Origin of the sequence: Cellvibrio polysaccharolyticus, from assembly GCF_015182315.1 — a bacterium.
Lineage (GTDB): Bacteria > Pseudomonadota > Gammaproteobacteria > Pseudomonadales > Cellvibrionaceae > Cellvibrio > Cellvibrio polysaccharolyticus.
This window is the reverse complement of record NZ_PRDL01000001.1, coordinates 2,664,974-2,686,541: the sequence shown is the minus strand read 5'-3', so window position 1 is coordinate 2,686,541 and position 21,568 is coordinate 2,664,974. Positions and strand designations below refer to the sequence as shown.

Genomic DNA, 21,568 nt, shown 5'->3' with positions numbered 1-21,568 from the left:
AGGAACAAAGCGAAATGGAAAGGGAATGGGGGTGAAAAGTGATGACAAATAGCGAAGCGCTAACGGTTTCAGAATGGCTGAATTGAGAGCACAGCGGGACGGTGGGGGTGAGCTAACAGTAGCCTGGTTTTTACCTGGCCGGGGTTAGTGACTGGAGAGGAAGTACAGACATTGCGCCGGTACTTCCGTCAAGGTGCTGACAAAAAACGCTATCAGCGTTGATCTTGCAATTCGGCAAGGCGGCTTTTCAGCGCGGCGACTTCTGCCTCCAGCTCGCGAACCCGCTCGGTGGCTTGTACTTCAACGCTGACATCTTTTTGAATGCCAATAAAGTAGGTGAGCTGGTCAGCTTCGTTAAAGGCGGGGGTAATCGAAAGCTCATTCCAGAAGGCGCTGCCATCCTTGCGGTAATTGCGGATGATCTCCCGGCTGGGGAGATCGCTGCGAATGGCCCGGCGAATGGCGGTCAAGCCGGGTTGGTCGCGGTCATCGCCCTGCAGGAAGCGGCAATCCTGATACAGAATATCGTCTACGGTATAGCCGGTGAGACGTTCAAAAGCCGGGTTGGCGTAAATAAGAATATTGTCTTCGCCTTCCCGCTCGGCTACCACAATGCCATCGTTGGAGGCTTCAATTACCAGTTGCAGTAATTTTGCGTTGATCATGTTTGATTATCCGATTGCATGAAAAGGCGTCACGTGAAGGCCTGTCCAGTTGAACATTATTTGCGTTTCGAAGGCTGCCTTATTTCAGCGCACTATTCAACCTTTGTCATTTATAATGCGGCCACCAAATGCCCCGGGTTCACCTGTTATGTCCGACTTGCCAGACGCTGTATCTGTCGCCTTCGAATCTTCTGCCAGTGATGAATTGCTGCCGATTCGCGACGTAGTGCGTCTTACCGGCGTCAACCCGGTTACCTTGCGCGCCTGGGAACGACGCTACGGATTGATCCAGCCGCTGCGTACCGAGGGCGGCCATCGTCTTTATTCCCCGCAGGATGTGACAACCATCCGCCATATCATGACCTGGATCGAGCGCGGCATTACCGTCAGCAAGGTGGGCGACCTGCTGGCGCGCAGTAAAACCCTTGAGGCGGCAGCACGCCCCGTGGTTGCCGGGCAAGCGGCCAGCCCGGCTGGCGAGCTTGCGTCGGCGCAGGTTGATGATGTCTTGCAGGCTTGCCGGGAGTGGCAACACAGTATTCGCCTGGCGGTCGCTGCGTTTGATGAATCCCGGCTTGAGCAATTGTATGACCAGATTTTTTCTTCATGGCGGTTGCCACTGGTTTTTGACGAAGTGTTATTGCCGGTGTGGCATGAGTTGATGCACCAGACAGGTTTCGGCCAGCGTAGCCAATGGCTGTTTTATGATGCCTTTTTGCGAGCGCGGGTGCTGCAACGTTTGCAGTTGGCGCGCCCGGCTGGCGAGCCCCGAATATTATTGGCAGCCTTGCCAGAGCAATGTCGCGAGCTGGAACTGCTGGTCGCCGGGCTTTTGTTGGGAGGGGATAGTGGCGAGGTGCGGGTATTGGCGGTTGGTCAGCCATTGGAAGAATTACCTTTGCTCTGTCAGGCCATTCAGCCGCGTGCGCTGGTATTTTTCGCGCCGGCGCCGCCCGGTGCCAATGGCCTTCAACAATTGCGCAAACTGGTCCTGGCCATCGACTGTCCGGTGGCGCTGGCCGGGTTGGGCGCTGATCTGGCAGAAGATCAACTCAAAGGTTCGCCCATTGCCAGCCTTGGCGGCCAAACGCAATTGATGCAGCAGCGGTTGCAGCAGTTTATCAAAGGGCATCTGGATACCTGAGTGGGTGCAGGTATCTTTTAATATTTTTTCTCCTGTAGCTTCGTTTCTCTTTAACCGTTGCTCTTCAAGTCGCTCTCTTCAAATTGTCTCTCTTCAATATCCCGCTTGATCAATTCGCTGCCTGTTCAGTTTGCCTTTCTATTTGTTGCCGTAGCCTTGCCCATGTCTGCGCGATTGTGAACCGGCGGTATTCCATGGCGGGCAAATCATTCCCATATTTGGTTGCGTAAAGTGGAATGGTGTCATGTTGATGGCTGCTACCAAAGTGGGACGACCCCGGCTCCATGGTGGGTGATGATATTCAACGCAGCGTGAAATCATTGTTCATCGACTTTTTCATAACACCATAATTCGGAAAAAGCATCGGTTCCTTTCATCCTGCCGGCACCAGCCAAACCTGCATTCCCCTGTTCCGTTTTTAACAATAAATAAAACCGTGAATGCGTATTCCAATAATGAGGTCAATATGAAATCAGCATTTCCCCTTGCGGCAGGCGTCAGCCTGATGCTTGCGCTCACTGCCTGTGGCGGTAGCTCAAACAGCAATAATGCCAGCAGCAGTGTTGTTGCCAGTGTAGCCAGCAGCATTGCTTCTTCAGCGGTAGCGGTGGTGAGTAGTGCGCCTGCCGAAGAAGTGGTTTCCAGCCACAGCAGTGAGTCGTCCGCCAGTAGCAGCCTTGTCTCCAGCCAGAGTTCTTCCAGCAGCCTGTCTTCCAGTAGTGCGCTATCCAGCAGCAGTATTTCTTCGCGGGCGGTAAGTTCGGCGGTACTGGTTATTTCCAGCCAGGCATCAAGTATGTCTTCTGCGACACCGGCCAGCTCCAGTGAGGCAAGCAGCAGCGTCGAAAGCAGTGAAGCATCCAGTGAGCTGGCAAGTTCCAGCAGTGACGCATCCAGTGAAGCGGCCAGCTCCAGTTCGGCGGCAGGCACCGCCAATGGGTGGGCGTTGGTATGGAGCGATGAATTTGACAGCGCCGACATTGATCGCAGCAAATGGGAAAACGAAGTGAACTGCTGGGGCGGCGGCAATGGGGAATTCCAATGCTACACCGATGACCCGAAAAACAGTTTCGTGGATAACGGTATTTTGAACCTGGTTGCGCACCGCGAACATAACTGCGGCCCGGCCACTAACCAGGAAGACCCCAACTACAACCCCAACGATGTTTCCGTGTGTAAACCTTATTCATCGGCACGGTTGCGTACCCGTGGCATGGCCGACTGGAAATACGGCCGCATGGAAATACGCGCCAAACTTCCGTTCGGTAAAGGTTTATGGCCCGCCATTTGGGCGCTACCATCGCAAACCGTTTACGGTGCCTGGCCGCATTCCGGGGAGATAGATATTCTGGAAATTTTCGCGCCCGGGCACAGCGATTTCGGCCCGGAAAATGAAGTGCACGGCACACTGCATTACGGTTTTTCCTGGCCATGGAATCAATACAGCGGCGCGGGTTACACGCCACCGGCCAATGTGTGGGAAGAATTTCATACTTACAGCGTTGAATGGGAAGAAGGCGAAATTCGCTGGTACCTGGATGATCACCATTTCGCCACACAAACCTCCGCAGGCTGGTTCACCTATTACTGGGGCGGCCAGCAGCGTGGTTATCAAGTGGGCAGCGGTGCGCAGCCATTTGATGAGTTATTTCATATTGTGTTGAACGTGGCGGTAGGTGCCTCTTTCCTGCCGGAGCCGGAACCCTCGGGCGTTTTCCCGCAAGCCATGGAAGTGGATTTTGTACGCGTTTATCAGTGTGCCAATGACCCGCTAACCGGCAAAGGTTGCGCGACTATTGGCGACCAGGCAACAGAAGTGGTCGGTCATGCGCCACCGGCAGATGTGCGTGCCGAAATGTCTTTATTTCGCGATGGTGTTGAAACCTTGCAGCTTGAAGACAAAGACGGTGCGCCGGTTACTGAAATATTAACCCCGGGTTTTTACCCGGATGCTGGCACGGTGGTTTCCAACCCGGCCTATGCAGACGGTGATCAAACGCTGTGGGATATTCAATTCAATGGCGCCGGCAGTGCATTTTTGACGTCAACCAATGGCCTTCATTTTGGTGACAATTTACACAGCCGGGTAAAAAATCTCGGAGAGATGAAATTTGATTTGCGGGTGTTAAGCATTGATGCCGGTGCCGGTTTGCGTATTAAACTGGATAGCGGCTGGCCCAACCTGAGCTTTCACGAAATTGATGTACCGCCAACCGGTGAGTGGTCAGAAGTGTCAGTGCGTTTTTACACCATGGAAGGCAATGATGGTGAAGCCTGGCGGCCCACCGCTGATTACACGCACATTGTTAACCCGTTTTTAATTGAGCCGATTCGCGGTAACGCCCATATTCAATTGAATAATATTCGCATTGTTTGCCTTGCCGATGTCAATGGTGGTTGTGATATCAACCCCATTCCTGAAGCGGTAAATCTCACCGAAACCTTTGACGTATTTAATGACGACGTGGATGCCCTGTGGGATTTTGGCCTTGGCATTTGGCAAACTGCCGGGCCTCATGTAGTAACCGCTGTGGTAGATGCTGATGAGCCGGCGCGCGGCAAAGTAGTTGATGTGCAATTCACCAGTGCGGCGCAAAATGGCATTGTATTTTTTCAATCCACTACGCCTTACAACGCCACAGCCCTGCAAGCAGGCACACTGAGTTTTGATATCAACGTGCTGGATTACGGCAGCAATACCGGCGGGCTGGTAGTAAAAGCCGATTGTGTTAACCCCTGTTCGTCGGGTGATATTCCTATCGGCCGGGTAGGCGAAAATGGTTGGGAAACGATCACTGTGCCGGTTGCTGACCTGGTAGCGGGCGGATTGGATTTGAGCAAAATTGATACACCTTTTGTACTCTTGCCACTCTGGGGTCAGCAACAAGGTGTTCATTTGCAATTGGATAATATTCGCTGGACGCTTCCCTGAGTCGACAGTGTTGGAGCAAACCTCCTGACGTCACACGGGGATTGTGCTGACATGAGGCGCGCAGTTTAAGCTGCGCGCCTTTTTTATTTTTCAAATTTGAGGCATTGGTCAAAAGGTATGGCGGCTTTTCAAGTCGTCCGTTTCTACCAAAAGCTGTTAAGGTAGATATTTTTGCAGAGGAATTCCCATCATGGCCTGGCTTGAAACCGATTGGACCAAAGAACTTGAACAGGTCAACGAATCCATGGGCAAACTCATGGACGAAAAAGTCGAGCCGATGATAGACCGTGCGCTGGATCGCGGTGTTCAGGAAATGTCGCTGGCACTCGATAAAGCCGCCTTCGAAGTGAAAGACGCCGTTGCCCAGTTGTCCTATGAACTTACCTTGCAACGACAACAAGCCGCCAAAGATGCGCGCCAACTCATTCACTATGCGGCGCTGGTTGCGGTCGTCGTATTTGTGGGGTGCACGGTAATCTTTCAGGTAGTTACCCGTCTTTAGTGATGGTGATTTGATAACCGCGAAACGGATGCCTGCAAGCCATTGATAGAGGAAAGTATGAAAAAGGTTGCCTACCAAGCCATTAAACATCTGATTCCGGAAGATTGCTGGTACAAACAGCAAGACTACCAGTGCGACATTATTTTCTTTGACGGTGATCAGCAGTGGCATAAGCCGCTGGATCTTGATGAAGCTTATGCGGTTGACGAAACGGACGATTTTTACCCGTTTATCGTGGTGAATGGCAACCTGAAAGCAAGCCAACTATTTAACGCCGAAACCGACGGCTCTACCGGTTTGATTGTGCTGGGTAATCTCGACGTCGATAACCTGGTGGTGGGCGGCCAGGAAATTTTTGTAACGGGCAATCTGACAGTAAAAGACCTTTTCTGGGGCGATTATAATCACGGTAGCCTGTTAGTGAAGGGCAGTATTCGGGCCAGGGTATTTATTAATACCGATTACGGGGTAGACCGCCAGCGCTTCCAAAGCGAAGACAATATTCACATTGCTCATCTGCTGTGGGACGATGCTGACGATGATTTCAGTGATATTGAGTATTTGCAGCAGTTATTCCGCCCGGAGTTTTTATTAACCCCCGATGAGCTGGATAATGACGATATCTGGTCATGGAAATGCTGGTTGAATACCACGGCTATTTTTACGGCACTCGCCCAATCCTCCCCTTTGTTGCTGGATACCATTGAAACACCGGATAACACGCCACCGGAAATTCCCTTTTTCTTTAACGATGAAGCACTCAGTGAAGAAAATCTGCGGCGTTTTGCGCAGAGCAAGGTATTAACCGGCTGGGCGCCTGAGGCGGGCGACGAGCTTTATATACAGTATTGGAGCGGTAGCGTTTATAAACGGGTGTTTATGATTCACGGCCAGCCGGATTCGATATTGGCCTATTTTCAGTCGGGCGAATCTTTCGCCTGTATGGTGTATTTGGCGGAGCAAAAAAGCCTCTATGGCGCGCTGACCGGCAAAAAGAAATATGTGCTCTCCACCGCCTTTAAAGTGATTGAAGACGGTGATAATGATAATTGGCAACCGATAGACGGCAACACCGAACAAAGCTACAGGGATTTTTTGCTGGAAAACTGGCCAATATTGCTGCGCGAATATTCGGAAATGATCAGCTTGCAAGCGGCATTTTTCAGTCAGGTATCGCGAGAAAAATTTGAAGAAATGATGAATCTTCCTCTGGCGCAATACCACGGCAAGAAATATTACAGCGATGACGATGATGCATCACTTTATATCCGCGGTGCGCAATGGCAGTTCCGGGTAGAAAATAAAGAGGAAGAGCAATGCGCTCGTATCAGCCTGGTGCAGCAACTGCCAGATGATGAAGATGGTGAAGAGGTTTACGACTTTTATCACATTGATTTGGAAGAAGCGATGGATGGTAGCCTCAAGCCCATTTTATACACCCAGGATACCGACGGTTACGACGCAGAGGTGTATGAAGTGCCTGCCTGTGATTTGCCAAAATTCCGCAAGGCGCTTAAGTATTTTTCAGTGCTGGAGAAAAATATTTTCAAAATGAATCAGCGCTTTTGGGAAAGACAATAGCGTTATTCTGCCCACTAAAAACGCCCATCAAACCCTTTCAGGGATGATGGGCGTTTTTGCAAGGCAGTTGTTTTGGCCGCTTTTTGGCAGGCCAAATCTACCGGTAACGGCTTTCCGGACGGTTTAAGCCAAGGTTATCGCGCAGGGTGCTGCCTTCGTATTCGGTTCTGAATAATCCGCGTTTTTGCAGCTCGGGAACTACCAGATCTGCAAAGTCAGTCAAGCCGCTCGGCAACATGGGCGACAGCACATTAAATCCATCTGCCGCACCTTGCTCAAACCATTCCTGCATCACATCGGCAACCGTTTCGGCGGTGCCGATCACCACATTATGGCCGCGGCCACCGGCAATGCGGGTATACAACTGACGAAGGGTGAGGTTGCCATCTTTTGCCAAACTGGTGAGCAATGCCTGGCGGCTGCGCTGCCCGGTTTCGGTAAGGGGAAGTTGCGGCAAGGGTTCGTCCAGCGGATAACCGCTCAGATCAAAGTTGCCAATCATTCGCCCTAACAACGCCAAACCGGCTTCCGGCTCGATGAGTTGTTGCAACTGCTCAAATTTTTGCCGGGCGTCCTCAGCAGTTTTTCCTACCACCACATAAATACCCGGCATGATTTTTACAGAGTCGGGGTCGCGACCGAATTGCGCCGCGCGATTTTTGATATCGCGATAAAAATCCTGTGCCGGTGCCAGCGCCGGATGCGCCGTAAATACCACATCAGCGGTACGAGCGGCCAATGCACGGCCTGCCTCGGAGGAGCCTGCCTGTACAGTAACCGGACGACCTTGTACCGGGCGCGCCACATTAAGCGGCCCGCTCACCGAAAAATGTTTGCCGGTATGATTCAATACATGCAATTTCTGCGGATCGTAGTATTGGCCGCTGGCTTTGTTGCGAACAAAGGCATCGTCATCCCAGCTGTCCCATAAACCGCTGACCACTTCAAAAAACTCTTCGGCGCGCTCGTAACGTTCTGCGTGGGCAAAATGTTCGGCGCGGCCAAAGTTGGTGGCTTCAGCGGCGGCATCGGACGTAACCAGATTCCAGCCCGCACGGCCCCCGCTTAAATAATCCAGCGAGGCAAATTTTCGGGCAATGTGGTACGGCTCGTTAAAGCTGGTGGTTTGTGTGCAAACCAGACCGATATGCTCGGTAACCGCAGACAGTGCCGCCATCAATGTCAGTGGTTCAAAGTAATCGGCGCGTGCGACTTTGTCGGCACCTTTGCCCAGAGTAACCGCTACGTTATCGGCCACAAATACGGCATCGAATAAGGCGCGCTCGGCAGTTTGCGCCAACTGTTTGTAGTGCGAAAAATTAAGCCCGCTGTCTGCCGGTACATCAGGATGGCGCCAGGCGCCAACGTGATGTCCGGTGGGGATTAAAAAGGCCCCGAGTTTAATTTTTCGGGTTGCCGTTTTTTCTGTTGGCGAATCGATTGACGATGTCATAACAATCCTGTTTTAAAAATACATTCTGATTTTTTAAAAATCCCAGCGCGCATTCACGCCAAAGTAGCGTTCATCATCGCGGGGTACCGCGCGATAAAGAGCGCCGTTAGCTTGTTGCAGGAAAGAGGCATAAGACTCGTCCGCGAGGTTTTTGCCCAGCAACGCAACGCGCCAGCCTTGAGCCGGGTCAGACAAGGCAACGCTGGCATTCCAGATGCCATAAGAACCTTGAATGGTATCCGGAGTTTGGCTCAGGTCGTATTGCACTTTGCTTTGCCAGTTGTAGTCGGTTCCCAATTCCACCTGCAAGCCGTTGTTGAGTTCAATCAGGTAAGTGGCTTGCAAGCTGCCTTTTACATCCGGTGAAAAGGGCAAGGGTTTGCCATTGACGCTGGCCGCTGCGATTTGTGCCGGGGTTAAACCCACCGGAATTTTGAAGTCGTCAATACGGGCATCAATTTTTGCGATGGCGCCTGACAAGGTAAATTGCGACGTGATTTTTGCTTCAAAATCCACTTCCACACCTTTTGAAGAAACTTCGCCGGCATTGATCAATCGGGTGACCACCGTACCGCCCACCACATCGCGGAAGTTGGCCTGGTAGTTGTCATATTGCGTGTCAAAAATGGCGGCATTAAAGCGCAAGCGATTATCAAACAGCGTGGATTTTAAACCCAGCTCTACGGATTCAGACGTTTCCGGTGCGAGCGGAAGGTAATCACCATTCACGGTAGCTGCGTTAAAAAATACGTTGTATGCCGGGCCTTTATAGCCTTGTGAATAGGTGAGGTAAGTAACTATTTCATCATTCAGGTCAAACTCGACACCCACACGGCCAGACACTTCGTCTTCGCGGGTGCTGCCAGAACCTGACTCGCCCGGGCGAATACCCGGTTGTGATACGTCAGAGGTAGAAACGCGTACATGATCAAATTCAATGTCGTCATTAGTCCAGCGCAAGCCGGCCAGAGTGCGGAAGCGGTCAGTGATGTTGAAAGTGGTTTCACCAAATACCGAGTAGCTGGTGGTATCGACGTTGTAATCTGCCACGCCGGTGTGCGGTACGCCCGTGGCGGTAATAATGTCACGCTGATAGCGTTGTTCATCTTCGGTTGTGAGGAAATATAAACCGGCGACGTATTCAATAAAATTATCTTTCGGCGAGGCCAGTCGCAATTCCTGGGAGAATTGATTGAAGTCTACATCTCCCCGGTCATGCGATTGTGCCTGTACGCCAGGAAGAATCGCTGGCAGGCGGTCGCCGTCCTGAATCTGGGTATTTTCCCAAGTGCGGTAAGCGGTGATGGACGTTAAGGTATGCTCGCCCAGTGACCAATCCAATTGAGCAGAGAAACCCTGGTTTACATCGTCAACACGGGTTTTAAGGTTTTGGTTGATGATGCGATTGTCTTCGCTGGCAACCACTGGTGCGCCTCCTGCCACCAGTGCGGGGTTGGTCGGTGTAATAACGCCCGTGGGGTAGGCCGCGGTGCTATTGCGGTAGAGCACACCTACCGGGATGGTATCGTCCGACTTCAGGTAGTCAGCAGAGAGGGTGACTTTTAAATCGTCGGACGGTGTTAATACCAGTTTGCCGCGGATGCCTTCCTTGCTGTAGCCATTCACGTTATCGCCATTAAAAAGGTTGGTGACGTTGCCATCGTAATCACCCCACAGCACGGCCAGCGAAGCGCGGGCGTTATCACTTAAGGAACCGGAAATGCCGGCGCTGATCCGCTTTTCATCACCGCCACCAAAATAGGATGTGTCGATAAAACCGCTGGTGTCTGTGGTGGGCTCTTTGGTGACAATATTGAGCACACCGGCAGAGGCATTTTTACCAAAGAGCGTGCCTTGCGGGCCGCGCAACACTTCAACACGTTCGATATTAAATAAATCCAGGGTCGCCTGACCCGCACGGGCATAAACCACACCGTCAATAACCGTAGACACAGTTGGCTCAACACCCGGTGACGTAGAAATGGTACCTACACCGCGCACAAATAAAGAGGCATCTTTATTCGAAGCGTTGGTGCGAAAGTTCAGGGTGGGCACCACAGCAGCGATGGTGGCAACACTGTTGCGGTTGGTTTTCGCAAGCTCGTCGCCTTTGAGCACTGAAACCGCAATGGGAACATTTTGTAGCGACTCTGCACGGCGGGTAGCGGTAACGGTAATGGTTTCCAGCTGGCTGGCGTCGGTAATATTTCTGGAAGAGTTATTGCCAGTGCTTTGTGCCAGAGCAATGCCTGGAAGTGTGGCAACCAGCGCGGTAGCCAGTGCCAACGGGCGAAGACGGAAATAAGGGATAGTGTGTTGTGTGGCGTTGCGGTAACTCATGATGTCTCCCAAAGCGCCTGGTATTTTCCGGGCGCGTAACAAGTGGTGAATACAAAACTGATCGCCGGGGCGTGCGTGTTATGCGCTTTGCACAGCGAGGCTTTGGTGGTGGTTAGCCTTTCATGCCGCCAGCGGTGAGATTGCCGACCAGCCGTTGCTGGGAAAAAGCAATCAACACCACCAGCGGCACAATACCTACGATCAGTGCTGCTGAAATAAGCGGCCAGGGAAAGGTAAATTCGCCCTGGTAAAACAAAATTCCCACGGGTAGGGTTCGGTTTTCAGGCGCGGCGTTAAGCACCAGCGCCAATAAAAATTCGTCCCAGGCATTTACAAACGCCAGGGTGCCGGCGGTAATCACACCGGGTAAGGAAAGCGGCAGCACAATGCGCCAGAGCGCGCTGAGGCGGCTGCAACCGTCGAGCATCGCCGCGTGTTCAAGGCTTTCCGGCAGGCTTTTAAAAAAAGCCACCAGCACCAGAATGCACACTGGCAAACTGAGTACCGCATTCGGCAGAATCAATGCCAGCCAGGTGTTGAGCAAACCCAGGCTGCGCATCATTTCAAATAACGGAACTTGCAAGGTGGCGGGCGGGCACATGGCAAGAGCAATCAACCCCACCAGCAACAAGCCTGCTTTGGGCAATGCCAGCCGCGCAAAGGCGTAGGCAGCGCCAATAGAAATTACCAGCGCGAGCAAGGCCGACAGGAAGGCAATCGCCAGGCTGTTGCCAAGAAATAACAACAGCGGCTGTTCGCTAAAAGCTTGCTGATAATTAACCAGCGAGGCTTGCTGCGGTAGCCAGGTAATGGGCGTGGCAGTCAGCTCTATTTCGGTTTTCAACGAGGTGAGAAAAATCCACATCACCGGGAATAATCCGTTGATCAGCACCAGCGCCACTATCAACCACAAGAGTGCTTTTGACGCGAACACATTGGAAAAAAACTGACGAGTTTTTTGGGTGTTGCTCATTACACACTCCGGCGCAAATGCACGAGATAGGGCAGGCTGATAATCAGCGACATTAAAAACAGCAGCACCGCTAACGACGAGCCGTAACCGATATCCAGATATTCCATACTCACGGTATTCACCAGCATTGCCAGGGTTTGTGTTGCCTGACCGGGGCCGCCCTGGGTCATGGCGTAGGGAATATCAAAAGTTTGTACCGCGCTGAGCGTGCGAAAAATAAGTGCAACCACAATGGCCGGTATCAGCAGCGGCAAAGTAACGTGGCAAAAACGCTGCCAGCGGCTGGCTCCTTCGAGATTTGCCGCTTCATACAAACTTTGCGGAATGGTTTGCAAGCCGGGTAATAAAATCAGGGCAACAAAGGATGAGGTCTTCCAGGTGACTGCAACCACTACCGAGAAAAATGCCCAGCCCGGTGACAATAAAAAAGCAACCGGCTGATATCCCATGCGCCGCAACAGATCGTTAATCACGCCGTAGTCGCTGTTAAAAAACCAGGCGAATATCATGCCGGTAAAGCTCATGGGTAAAACCCAGGGCAACAGCAACGCGAGGCGGATGGGCCAGCGCCAGCGAAAATTGATATTGCCTGCCAACGCCAGCAACAAACCCAATACCAGCGCACCCGGAACGGTAATCAGGGTGAGGCCGAGGGTGACCCACATGGCACGGCGCACATCGCGGTCTTCCAATGCGTAGAGAAAATTTTCCAGGCCGATAAATAATCCGGGTGCCTGGTCGGTCAGGCGCAGCGCAAACAAGCTATCGTGAAAAATTCGCACCAACGGCCAGGCAACAAGCGCGACCAGTAAAATCACCGCCGGTGTTACCAGCGCCAAACCGAGCAGACGATCACTGCGGCCAAGGGCGCCAGAGTGGCGCAGACGTGGGCTAATCATGGCTTGCCGCTCCTGCTGTATTGGCGTTGCGCAAAATGCGGGTGAGCCGGCGTTCGATATCCTTCACGCCTTCGTCCACGCTCATGGAGCCGCCCAGCACCGCCGAGGTGGTGGAGCGAACCGCGTTGGAAACTTCGGCGTAGCGCGGTGTTACCGGGCGCGGTTTGGCTGAAAGCAATACCGGTTCTGCAAAAGGCAACCAGGGAATTTGCGCAGTTAATGCCTCGTTGCGATAAAGTGCTGTGCGGGTAGGCAGCAGCCCGCCGTGTAAAGCCAGGTGGGTGGAGACTTCTTTCGACGCTAGAAAACGCACCAGCGCTACCGATGCTGCTTTGTGGCGGGAAAAGGCTGACACCGCCCATTGATAACCGCCAATACAACTCGCATGCTCACCGCCAATCATTTTCGGTAAGCGTAATACGCCTACGTTATCGCGCACGCGCGAGTCGGCATCGCGCTGAAATCTGTCCCAGGCAAAACCCCAGTTGATGGCAAACACGGCTTTTCCTGCTTTGAAGTCATTCAAGGTATCGCCGGTTTTTACTTCTGCTACGGTTTTTTTAATAACGCCCCGGGTAATTAAATCCCGCCATAGTTGCAAACCTTTGCTGGCGTGCTCGCGGTTGAAATTCAGCTGACCTTGTTGATCAATAACATCCGAACCCTGGCTCCAGTAGGGCAGCAAAAAAGTGCACACAGCGCCTTCAATAGGTGCACCCTGAATAGACAAACCTTGTAAATTTCCATCATTTTCCGACGTAAGAATGCTACTGGCGGCGCTGGCCAGTTCTTGCCAGGTTTGCGGTGGATTGATGCCATACTGCGCCAGCAAATCCTTGCGGTAATACATAAACATGGCGTCGCTGTAAGCGGGCAGGGCGACCAGCCGACCGTCAAACCAGTTGGCTTCGCGGTACACCGGTAAATAGTCATTAAACAGTTGAGCGGCTTCATTACCGAGGTAGGCATTCAGTGGTTCGGTCCAGCCCGCGGCAGCAAATTGTGCCGGGCTGGTAATGTCCAGAATAAACACGTCGTACGTGGAGTCTTGTGCGTTGAGCAGGGTGGTCAAATATTTGCGCTGTAATTCTGCGGTGGCACTGCCCACACTGATGTGCACGCGCACACCGGGATTTTTCGCCTCGTAGTCATCCAACAGTTGGCGCAACAGATCCGGGCGGGTGGTGTTGCCACCGGCAAACAAACGCAATTCGATGGGCGTATCCGCTGCGGATACCAGCAAGCTGGTGCTGAACAACAGCGCAGCAAACAGCCATTTTAAACGCAGCCATTTCATCAGGCTTGCGCTCCAGCCGGGTTGGAAAAATGTACGGCTAAGTTCACCCGCGTTTTCGGGTTAAACCAATGCAGTTTTTTGTTATCAACGGTGATGGGTAAATGAGTGACTTCTGACAAGCTGCGCTCTGCTGCCCAGCGAGCGGTAAGTTGTTGGCCTTGCACATCCAGCGTAACAATGGTTTCTGCACCCAGCGGTTCAATCAATAACAAGCGAGCAGTGGTCGCATTGGTCGCGTCCTGTGCAGGCAAAACTGCTTCGGGGCGCAAGCCGACCACCACATCGTCACCTTTAAAGGCAGAGAATTCTGCAGGCAAAGGCAGGAATACATCTCCCAATAGCACACCGCGAATACCGGCGCGTGATTGCAGCGGCAGGGTGAGCAAATTCATTTCCGGCGACCCGATAAAACTGGCCACAAAAGTGGTTGCCGGCTGGTTGTAAACTTCATCGGGGGTGCCGTACTGTTCAACTTTGCCATCGGACATCACCGCTATGCGATCGGCGAGGGTCATGGCTTCAATCTGATCGTGCGTAACATAGAGCGTGGTAATACCAAATTGCTGATGCAATTTTTTAATCTCTACACGCATTTCATTGCGCAGTTTTACATCCAGGTTGGAGAGGGGTTCATCAAATAAAAATAACCGCGCATGGCGGGCGAGGGCGCGGCCTATTGCTACCCGCTGGCGCTGGCCGCCAGACAGTGCGGCCGGTTTGCGTGACAGGAATTCAGTGATTTGTAATTGCGCGGCCACTTCATGGACGCGACGTTTGATGTCATCTTTCGCGGCACCGCGTACGCGCAAACCAAAGGCGATGTTTTCAAATACGGTTTTATGGGGGTAGAGCGCGTAATCCTGAAACACCATGGCGATATCGCGCTCGCCCGGCGTCAGTTCATTAATACGTTGTTCGCCAATGCGAATTTCGCCCCCGGTAACGCTTTCAAGCCCGGCGACCATGCGCAACAGCGTGGATTTTCCGCAGCCTGATGGCCCTACCAGGGCGACAAATTCACCGGCGTTGACGGTGAGGTCTACCCCGGTGAGCGTCTGGCGTGCCTGGTCATAGCGTTTGGCAACCGCCTGCAAGGTCAGTGCAAAGCGCGCCTCGCTGCGATTCAATGCAGGGCTGGCAACGGCACTCTTATCAATATGGCTCGTTGATTCACCTTCCGTACGGGAACGGTAAAACAGGCCAAAACCAGAAATCAGATTGGAAATACCCACGGCGCAACACTCTTCTTGTTACCGGTAACATTTGCGCAATATAATGAATGGCAATTAAGATTGAAAAGAACAGTTGGTTATCCTCATATACGATAAAGGCATATGGACAATTCACTCCCCGCAACCACTCGAAAACCCCGCAGCACCGCTGGCCGCGTTACCATCCGCCAGGTCGCCAGTCATGTCGGCGTGTCGGCCATTACGGTGTCGCGCTATTTCAAACAGCCGGATTCCGTGTCGGAAGAACTGCGCGGGCAAATTGCTGCGGCGGTGGCCGAGCTGGGTTATGTGCCCAATCTGGTGGCGGGTGGTCTGGCGTCTGCCAGCTCACGTATTGTGGGGATGGTCATTCCCAATATTTCCGGGCCAATTTTTGCCAATACCATCCAGAGTTTCAGCGATATCCTCAGCCAGAATGGCTATCAGCTGATGCTCTCTTCGAGCTATTTTTCGTCGGAGCAGGAAGAAAATGCGGTGCGCAGCTTTTTGGGCTGGTCGCCTGCTGCGCTGGTGCTGACCAGTTATTTTCATACCGAAGCAACAGAAAAAATGATTGCCCAGGCGGGCATTCCGGTGCTGGAAATTTGGGATCTGCAAACGGAACGCAGCCCGATCCAGGTCGGGTTTATGCACGAAGATGTGGGGCGCATGGCCGCACGCTACCTGATTGGCAAGGGCTACCAGCGCATTGCCTTTGTGACCAACAGCATTGCCGGTGATGGCAGCGCAGTAGACCGCAGCAATGGTTACAAAGAGGTGGTGGAACAGGAGGGGCGAGCGGCACAGATATTTACCCCCACCGCCAGGCTGCCGCTGGAAGCGGGCGAAGAAGCGTTTAAAGCATTAATCGGCGGTGATAAACCGGCGGATGCGATTATTTTTGCTAACGATAATCTGGCCTGCGGTGCTCTGCTGGCAGCGCAGCGCGCCGGTATTCATATTCCTCAGCAGTGTGCCATTGTCGGGTTTGGTGATTACGCTATTGCCGACAAACTTTACCCCAGCCTTACTACCATTCGTCCACCGGCAACGGAAATTGGTGAAGTTGCTGCGCGCCGTATTCTCGAATTGGTGGGCGCGTTACCCGCGCCGGAAAACGCCCCGGCGCATTTTCATTTGCAATGTACACTCATCGAGCGGGAAAGCAGTTAATGTTAATCACTGCCTGCCAGTTGCCGGTGTTAATTGAAGAATAACGATTAAAAATTAACGCTGTTGTGTTATGCGCAGAGTCGCGCAACCTTTTGTCGCGTTGTTTTCCTTTTTATACCTTGATGCGTTTTTATCGTCACATAAGCGCATTCTGAAGTGATTTTGTCGCAATCCTCCTCGTTAAAACGTGATTTGCATATACTTATTTCCAAAATTTTCTGTCACTATTTTTTCGGAAATTGATGTTATGGATTTTGATTTCCATTCAAGATAAAAATAATTTTTTTATTCACTCTGGTAATCCGGTTGTTTGTTTTCGGGTGCTGCCTTCCTTCTTGCTACGCTTTAATTTCCTGGAGAAATATATGGAGATTTCTATTTTCAGGCGCGCGGCAGTTTATGCGCTATCTTCAAGCCTTCTGTTATTCGCTTCCATCAGTCACGCCAATTCCGTAACGTCTGACAATGGTACGGCGGTTGCTACATTAACTATTCAAAATGATTGGGGTGGCGGCTATTGTGCCGCAGTTACTGTAGCGAATAATGGTTCGGCTGCTGTCAGTTCCTGGCAGGTGACGCTTAATCTTGCCAACTCACAAATTAATAATTTGTGGAATGGCCAGGTCAGCGGTAACACGGTTAGCGGGTTGTCCTACAACAATCCAATCAACGCGGGTAATCAAACCTCCTTCGGTTTTTGTGCGGATGTACTCGGCAGCAATTATTTGCCGACGCTCACCGCCCTGGTAGTCAGTGGCGGCGGTTCGGCCTCATCGGTTTCTTCTGTCAGTAGTGTGTCGTCGGTAAGCAGTGTTTCATCGGTGACCAGTAGTGACGCTTCATCCAGTGAATCCTCATCCAGCGATTCTTCGAGCAGTATTAGCAGTGCCGTTTCCAGCTCATCGAGCAGTGTTGGTGGCGGCAATGTAATTCCCAATGCGGCGGGTAACGGTTGGCCTTATTGCCGTACGGCAGATTCCGATCCGGATGGCGATGGTTGGGGTTGGGAAAACAGCCACTCCTGTATCGTTTACGGTTCAGCCGCAGATCCTGGCCCTGGCAGTTATCCTTATTGCATGATTGGTGCATCGCAGTTGAATTTCTGCGCGGTAGACAACGGCAGCTGGGGCAGCGAAAGTGGCCAGGTGTGTTTGTCGCAAAGTATGTGCCCGGGTTTTGGCAGCACTAGCCAGGACCCGCTGCGTGATGCTCCGGTTAATGACAACGCCAATACCACGACACAGAATGTTTACAGCTATTTGAAATCCATTTGGGGTGAGTACATGCTATCCGGCCAGCAGGATCTGACCTGGCAGGACAACATTGACCAGTATCAGCGAGTGATCAACGATACCGGACGTGCGCCAGCAATTATGGGTTACGACTTTATGAACTACGGCTTGTGGGCAGGCAATCCGGGGCTGTTGCAAACAGAAGAAGCCATTACCCATTGGAACCGCGGTGGCCTGGTAACCTTTGCCTGGCACTGGCGCGACCCTGATGCCAGTGATCTGACCATTGGTGAGTTCTACACGGACAGCACCGACTTTACTATCCCGATTGCCAACGGAGTGCTGGATACCGGCAGCTTGAGTTTTGCCAGTATTGAGGCGGATATCGCCCTGATTGCGGCGGAGTTGCAGCGATTGGAAAATGCCGGTGTAACGGTGCTGTGGCGCCCTTTACACGAAGCGTCTGGCGGCTGGTTCTGGTGGGGACGCAGTGATCGTACCGATGGTATTCCGCCAGCTTACGCCCAGGTAGTTTTGTGGCGCCATCTGTACGATCGTTTGACCAATCACTATGGCTTGAATAATTTGATCTGGGTGTGGAACGGCCAAAGCGCAGCCTGGTATCCGGGTGATGAGTATGTGGATATTGTCAGCTACGATATTTATGACGGTAATCAGAATTACGAATCGCAGTTGTCTTTCTACAATCTGACCAGCGAGTTTCCACAAGAGCGCAAGATGGTCGCACTCAGTGAAAACAGTAATATTCCTGATCCGGATTTGATGGCAGCCGACGGTGCCTGGTGGCTTTACTTTGTAGTGTGGAATGATACCGACACCGCAGAAGGCGTAACCAGCTCCAGTAACTTCTGGACTGGTGAGTACTACAACACCAACGCCCACAAAATCCATGTCTACAACCATGAACGGGTAATCACTCTGGATGAGTTGCCGGACTTTGAGTAGGTGTTGAGACAACAGCCCGCTTATTGCGGGCTGATTGTTTTTTGTCCAGCCTTTATTGCTATGTCACCGTTTTTTGTATCCGGTTCTCATAAATGGGTTTGCGGGCGGCAAAGTTTGTTTCTGCTGCTAGACTGAAATTTAACGGCCACCGATACAAGGGGCTGTTTCCATCGGAAACCAATCACGGAGAATTTGCATGAGTCCGGTAAGAATAATTGGCATTGCATTAATTGTACTGGGTGTTGGCCTTGCATTTATGGGTTATCAGGAATCTCAATCAGTCGTTTCAGAAGTTTCTGAGGCTGTTACCGGTACAGGAACAGACCGCTCCATGACGCTGATCATCGGCGGGATTGTGAGCCTGGTTGTCGGGCTGGTTCTGACCTTCAAGAAGTAAATTGATAAAAAATTGGCGCATCACTGGCGCCAATTTTTTATCTCTCTGAAAAATACCTGCCGTTACCCCGGCAGGTATTTTTTTATGTCAGTAAAAAGCGTGTGCCTTTTAAAAAGGCGGGTGATCAGAAGGTGCTTCTCAAGGTTAACGTCCAGTTGCCCGGTGCGCCATAGTAGTTGCCACCCGTTGTAGTGCCGACAGACTGGTAGTAACGTTTATCGAAGGCATTATTGACGTTAAGCGCGGCAGACCAGTTGTCATTCAAACGGTATTCGGCAAAGAAGTTCCACAAGGCGCGGCCCGGCTCGTTAAATTGATAGGGCACATTCGGGCCATCAAAAGCACCAGCGCCATCCCGTCCTCCGGTTGGATTCCAGGTTCGTACGGTTCCGCTGCGGAAGAAGTCGGATTGAGCCTGCACCCCGCCACCCAATCTCAAACCGGCAAAAACGCCCTGCAATTGGTAGCTGCTCCAAAGCCGCAAAATATGGCGAGGCGCATAGCTGGCGTAACGGATACCCTCATTACTGCCGTACTCGGTTTTGTTGTCGTCGTAGGTGTAACCGGCATTGATTTGCCAGTTAGCGGTTAATGCACCACTGAGGTCAATTTCTACCCCCTGCGCCAGAAATTCCCCGTTACCTGCATAGCAACAACTTTTTCCAATTTGATTGAAGGTTTCATCACCGCCTACCGATACCGCATAGTTATCGCGCTTGCTGCGATAAAAGGTGATATTGCTGTTAAGGCGCCCCTCAAAGAACTCGCCTTTTAGCCCCAGCTCCCAACTATTACCTTCGGTGGGGTCGAGCGGGTTGTGGTTTCGGTCATAGTAGTTGCTTTGATTTTCGTAACTACGGGATAGCGAAACATAGGCAGACCAGGTTGTGCTGATATCGTAGGTGAGTGCGTAATAGGGGATAAAAATATTATCGCTACTCATATTATTAAGCGAAACGGCAGTACCGCAGGTTGTTGCCCAGCTCGGGCAAGGTTCCCCCTCGGCAGGGTAGGCATTGAGGCCGGTACTGTATCCATCAAATACGGCATAGCGCCCACCGAGCGTAAGGCTCAATGGGCCGTAGAGTTGAAACTTGCCGTAGGCGTAGAGGCCTTGTTGTTTGTGCCGGGTATCGTTATCCCACGCCGGTGTATTGCTCCAGCGCTTCAGCGCGGTTTCCGAGTTGAATTGTGACCAGTCGATGGGCTGATTGCGAACAGGATCATTCGCGGGAACGCTACCAATAAGGCTGTATTGACTGGAATCGTTAAGGTCAGCACCGAACACCAGTTGTTGTTGCCGCTGCCATAAATTCAATTCGCCAATCAGATTGAAATCGAAGGTTTTTACCTGACGGTTCCAATCCGCAAGGGTTGCGTAGCTGCCCAGGCCAATATGGCTTTGCAGGTCAACCGCTCCGGAATACACCGGTATTTCGTTAACGCCATTACGGGTTCGGGTGTCGGATGCTCCAGTTTTTAATCGCCACTGTTCGTTGAAACGGTGTTCCAGGGTAAGGAATATATTATCGACATCGTAATTGCGCACCGCCCAACCGGGATAACCGGCACGACGGCTGATATCAAGTGTTGCGCCATTCGTGTAACGGGGTAAACCTGCTGGCTGATCCGGCGCACCGTGTTGGGTGTCGCGGCTGCCACCCACACTCAGCACCGTGCTGTCTGCCAGCTTGAAATCGACAATGCCATACAGCGTTGTTTTGCGATTGCCCTCGCTATCATAAAAATGATCCGCATCCTGTCGCGCCGCAACTACACGACCTCGCAGTCGCCCATCCGAGGTGAGTGGCGAACTCAGGTCAACTTCACCGGCGTAGTTATCCCAACTGCCCGCAGACAATGCGGTTTTTATTTGCAAACTGTCCGTCGGGCGTTTGCGCACCAGGTTCACGGTACCGGACGGTTGACCATTGCCGGAAAACAAGCCGTTCGGGCCTCGCAACAATTGCACGCTATCGTACTTGGCCATGCCGCTATTATTTCCGCCACCGCGGGTATTACCACCGGCAAGCCCGGCCGCTGAGATGCTCATGCCATCGGCGGTGACATTATCCAGACGAAAACCACGCGAGTGAAAACTCACTTCCTGATCGTTACCGCCGCCGTAGGTTGTGGTTACGCCGGGCATTTGGTTCATGACCTCGTAGAAACTCAGCGTGCGTTGGTCATCCAGTTGTTGGCGGGTAATCACCGAAACCGAGCGCGGAATTTCCCGCAAGGATTCATCCATTTTTCCACCCACACCGGCAGATTGCGTGGTGTAGGAGTTGGAATCTTCAGTGGCAGAACCCAATGCTGCACCTGACACTTTTACGGCAGGCAGTGCTACCGGGCCGTCACCGGTTGCGGTAATGGTGACGGTTTTTGCATCCTGGAAACGGTATTGAAGGCCGCTGCCTTGCAGCAATCGTTGCAAACCTTCTTCAACAGTGAATTGTCCGCGCAGCCCGGCGGTTGTTTTGCCCTGGGTAATCGAGCTGTTAACGCTCAGATAAATACCGGCACGAGATGCAAATTGGTTGAGGCCTTGCGCCAGATCCCCTTTGGCAATATCAAACTGAAGGCGAGTGGTTGCCGGCAATTCCTGAGCGGTTGCCGGGTTGCTGAATGTAAGTGGCAAGGCCAATGTAGTCGTCAACAGTAAACCACTGCAAACGAGTTTGACTGCCAGGGTCAGCGAATGTAAGGCAAGTGTGGTGCGTGTATTGCCGCAGTACTTCATCAAGCGAGACTCCAATCTATAAACAGGGTGTGTTCGCTTGTTAAACACGGTTGAGATGGC

At 52.1% G+C, this 21,568-nt stretch carries 15 protein-coding genes; 7 read left to right on the top strand and 8 right to left on the bottom strand.

What is annotated here, in order from left to right; all coding sequences use genetic code 11:
• Nucleotides 1-212: 212 nt before the first annotated feature.
• Nucleotides 213-665 carry a PAS domain-containing protein gene (locus C4F51_RS11490; RefSeq protein ID WP_193909929.1) on the bottom strand — a complete coding sequence of 151 codons (453 nt, stop codon included), beginning with the start codon at nt 663-665 and terminating at the stop codon, nt 213-215.
• A gap of 148 nt (nt 666-813) precedes the next feature.
• On the opposite strand from C4F51_RS11490, the gene C4F51_RS11485 reads away from it, so the two are divergent.
• The 4 genes from C4F51_RS11485 (at nt 814) to C4F51_RS11470 (ending at nt 6,824) form a co-directional block, all read left to right on the top strand.
• Nucleotides 814-1,809 (top strand): MerR family transcriptional regulator, encoded by a 996-nt coding sequence (locus C4F51_RS11485; protein WP_193909927.1) that lies wholly within the window; start codon nt 814-816, stop codon nt 1,807-1,809.
• A 466-nt stretch (nt 1,810-2,275) separates the two neighbouring features.
• A complete protein-coding gene (locus tag C4F51_RS11480; RefSeq protein ID WP_193909924.1) occupies nt 2,276-4,741 on the top strand; it encodes a glycoside hydrolase family 16 protein in 2,466 nt (821 codons plus the stop codon).
• A gap of 190 nt (nt 4,742-4,931) precedes the next feature.
• The gene (locus C4F51_RS11475) at nt 4,932-5,243 is read left to right on the top strand and encodes a hypothetical protein (protein ID WP_193909922.1); all 312 of its coding nucleotides are present in this window, start codon (nt 4,932-4,934) and stop codon (nt 5,241-5,243) included.
• 57 nt (nt 5,244-5,300) lie between these two features.
• A complete protein-coding gene (locus tag C4F51_RS11470; protein ID WP_193909920.1) occupies nt 5,301-6,824 on the top strand; it encodes a hypothetical protein in 1,524 nt (507 codons plus the stop codon).
• Between the two features lie 97 nt (nt 6,825-6,921).
• On the opposite strand, the gene C4F51_RS11465 is transcribed toward C4F51_RS11470, so the two are convergent.
• From C4F51_RS11465 to C4F51_RS11440, 6 genes are all read right to left on the bottom strand, one after another.
• Nucleotides 6,922-8,277 carry an LLM class flavin-dependent oxidoreductase gene (locus C4F51_RS11465; RefSeq protein WP_193909918.1) on the bottom strand — a complete coding sequence of 452 codons (1,356 nt, stop codon included), beginning with the start codon at nt 8,275-8,277 and terminating at the stop codon, nt 6,922-6,924.
• Nucleotides 8,278-8,310: 33 nt separating this feature from the next.
• Nucleotides 8,311-10,617 (bottom strand): TonB-dependent receptor, encoded by a 2,307-nt coding sequence (locus tag C4F51_RS11460; protein ID WP_193909916.1) that lies wholly within the window; start codon nt 10,615-10,617, stop codon nt 8,311-8,313.
• Nucleotides 10,618-10,729: 112 nt separating this feature from the next.
• Entirely contained in the window at nt 10,730-11,590 is an 861-nt protein-coding gene (locus C4F51_RS11455; RefSeq protein WP_193909914.1) for a carbohydrate ABC transporter permease, read from the bottom strand.
• Complete coding sequence (locus tag C4F51_RS11450) at nt 11,590-12,489, bottom strand: carbohydrate ABC transporter permease (protein WP_193909912.1); 900 nt, start codon at nt 12,487-12,489, stop codon at nt 11,590-11,592. Before C4F51_RS11450 ends, C4F51_RS11455 begins: the two co-directional genes overlap by 1 nt.
• A complete protein-coding gene (locus tag C4F51_RS11445) occupies nt 12,482-13,786 on the bottom strand; it encodes an ABC transporter substrate-binding protein (protein ID WP_193909910.1) in 1,305 nt (434 codons plus the stop codon). The genes C4F51_RS11450 and C4F51_RS11445 overlap by 8 nt, the downstream gene beginning before the upstream one ends.
• Nucleotides 13,786-15,018, bottom strand: coding sequence for an ABC transporter ATP-binding protein (locus C4F51_RS11440; RefSeq protein ID WP_202987668.1), 1,233 nt, complete (start codon nt 15,016-15,018; stop codon nt 13,786-13,788). Before C4F51_RS11440 ends, C4F51_RS11445 begins: the two co-directional genes overlap by 1 nt.
• 102 nt (nt 15,019-15,120) lie before the next feature.
• Here C4F51_RS11440 and C4F51_RS11435 point away from each other — a divergent pair, with 102 nt between their 5' ends.
• The 3 genes from C4F51_RS11435 to C4F51_RS11425 all read left to right on the top strand — a co-directional run bounded on the left by C4F51_RS11435 (nt 15,121) and on the right by C4F51_RS11425 (nt 18,765).
• Nucleotides 15,121-16,170 carry a LacI family DNA-binding transcriptional regulator gene (locus C4F51_RS11435; RefSeq protein WP_193909908.1) on the top strand — a complete coding sequence of 350 codons (1,050 nt, stop codon included), beginning with the start codon at nt 15,121-15,123 and terminating at the stop codon, nt 16,168-16,170.
• A 365-nt stretch (nt 16,171-16,535) separates the two neighbouring features.
• Nucleotides 16,536-18,368, top strand: a complete 1,833-nt coding sequence (locus C4F51_RS11430) for a glycosyl hydrolase (protein WP_193909906.1) — start codon at nt 16,536-16,538, stop codon at nt 18,366-18,368.
• Nucleotides 18,369-18,564: 196 nt separating this feature from the next.
• Complete coding sequence (locus C4F51_RS11425) at nt 18,565-18,765, top strand: DUF3185 family protein (protein ID WP_193909904.1); 201 nt, start codon at nt 18,565-18,567, stop codon at nt 18,763-18,765.
• 124 nt (nt 18,766-18,889) lie between these two features.
• On the opposite strand, the gene C4F51_RS11420 is transcribed toward C4F51_RS11425, so the two are convergent.
• Nucleotides 18,890-21,508: a TonB-dependent siderophore receptor gene (locus tag C4F51_RS11420; RefSeq protein ID WP_235992460.1), complete on the bottom strand. Its 2,619-nt coding sequence runs from the start codon at nt 21,506-21,508 to the stop codon at nt 18,890-18,892.
• Nucleotides 21,509-21,568 lie beyond the last annotated feature (60 nt).

Excerpts from the sequence above, each read along its gene's own strand:
- C4F51_RS11450 (WP_193909912.1), bottom strand. The coding sequence starts at position 12,489 with ATGATTAGCCCACGTCTGCGCCACTCTGGCGCCCTTGGCCGCAGTGAT.
- C4F51_RS11425 (WP_193909904.1), top strand. The coding sequence starts at position 18,565 with ATGAGTCCGGTAAGAATAATTGGCATTGCATTAATTGTACTGGGTGTT.
- C4F51_RS11455 (WP_193909914.1), bottom strand. The coding sequence starts at position 11,590 with ATGAGCAACACCCAAAAAACTCGTCAGTTTTTTTCCAATGTGTTCGCG.
- C4F51_RS11460 (WP_193909916.1), bottom strand. The coding sequence starts at position 10,617 with ATGAGTTACCGCAACGCCACACAACACACTATCCCTTATTTCCGTCTT.
- C4F51_RS11465 (WP_193909918.1), bottom strand. The coding sequence starts at position 8,277 with ATGACATCGTCAATCGATTCGCCAACAGAAAAAACGGCAACCCGAAAA.
- C4F51_RS11470 (WP_193909920.1), top strand. The coding sequence starts at position 5,301 with ATGAAAAAGGTTGCCTACCAAGCCATTAAACATCTGATTCCGGAAGAT.
- C4F51_RS11420 (WP_235992460.1), bottom strand. The coding sequence starts at position 21,508 with ATGAAGTACTGCGGCAATACACGCACCACACTTGCCTTACATTCGCTG.
- C4F51_RS11430 (WP_193909906.1), top strand. The coding sequence starts at position 16,536 with ATGGAGATTTCTATTTTCAGGCGCGCGGCAGTTTATGCGCTATCTTCA.
- C4F51_RS11475 (WP_193909922.1), top strand. The coding sequence starts at position 4,932 with ATGGCCTGGCTTGAAACCGATTGGACCAAAGAACTTGAACAGGTCAAC.
- C4F51_RS11490 (WP_193909929.1), bottom strand. The coding sequence starts at position 665 with ATGATCAACGCAAAATTACTGCAACTGGTAATTGAAGCCTCCAACGAT.
- C4F51_RS11485 (WP_193909927.1), top strand. The coding sequence starts at position 814 with ATGTCCGACTTGCCAGACGCTGTATCTGTCGCCTTCGAATCTTCTGCC.
- C4F51_RS11435 (WP_193909908.1), top strand. The coding sequence starts at position 15,121 with ATGGACAATTCACTCCCCGCAACCACTCGAAAACCCCGCAGCACCGCT.
- C4F51_RS11480 (WP_193909924.1), top strand. The coding sequence starts at position 2,276 with ATGAAATCAGCATTTCCCCTTGCGGCAGGCGTCAGCCTGATGCTTGCG.
- C4F51_RS11445 (WP_193909910.1), bottom strand. The coding sequence starts at position 13,786 with ATGAAATGGCTGCGTTTAAAATGGCTGTTTGCTGCGCTGTTGTTCAGC.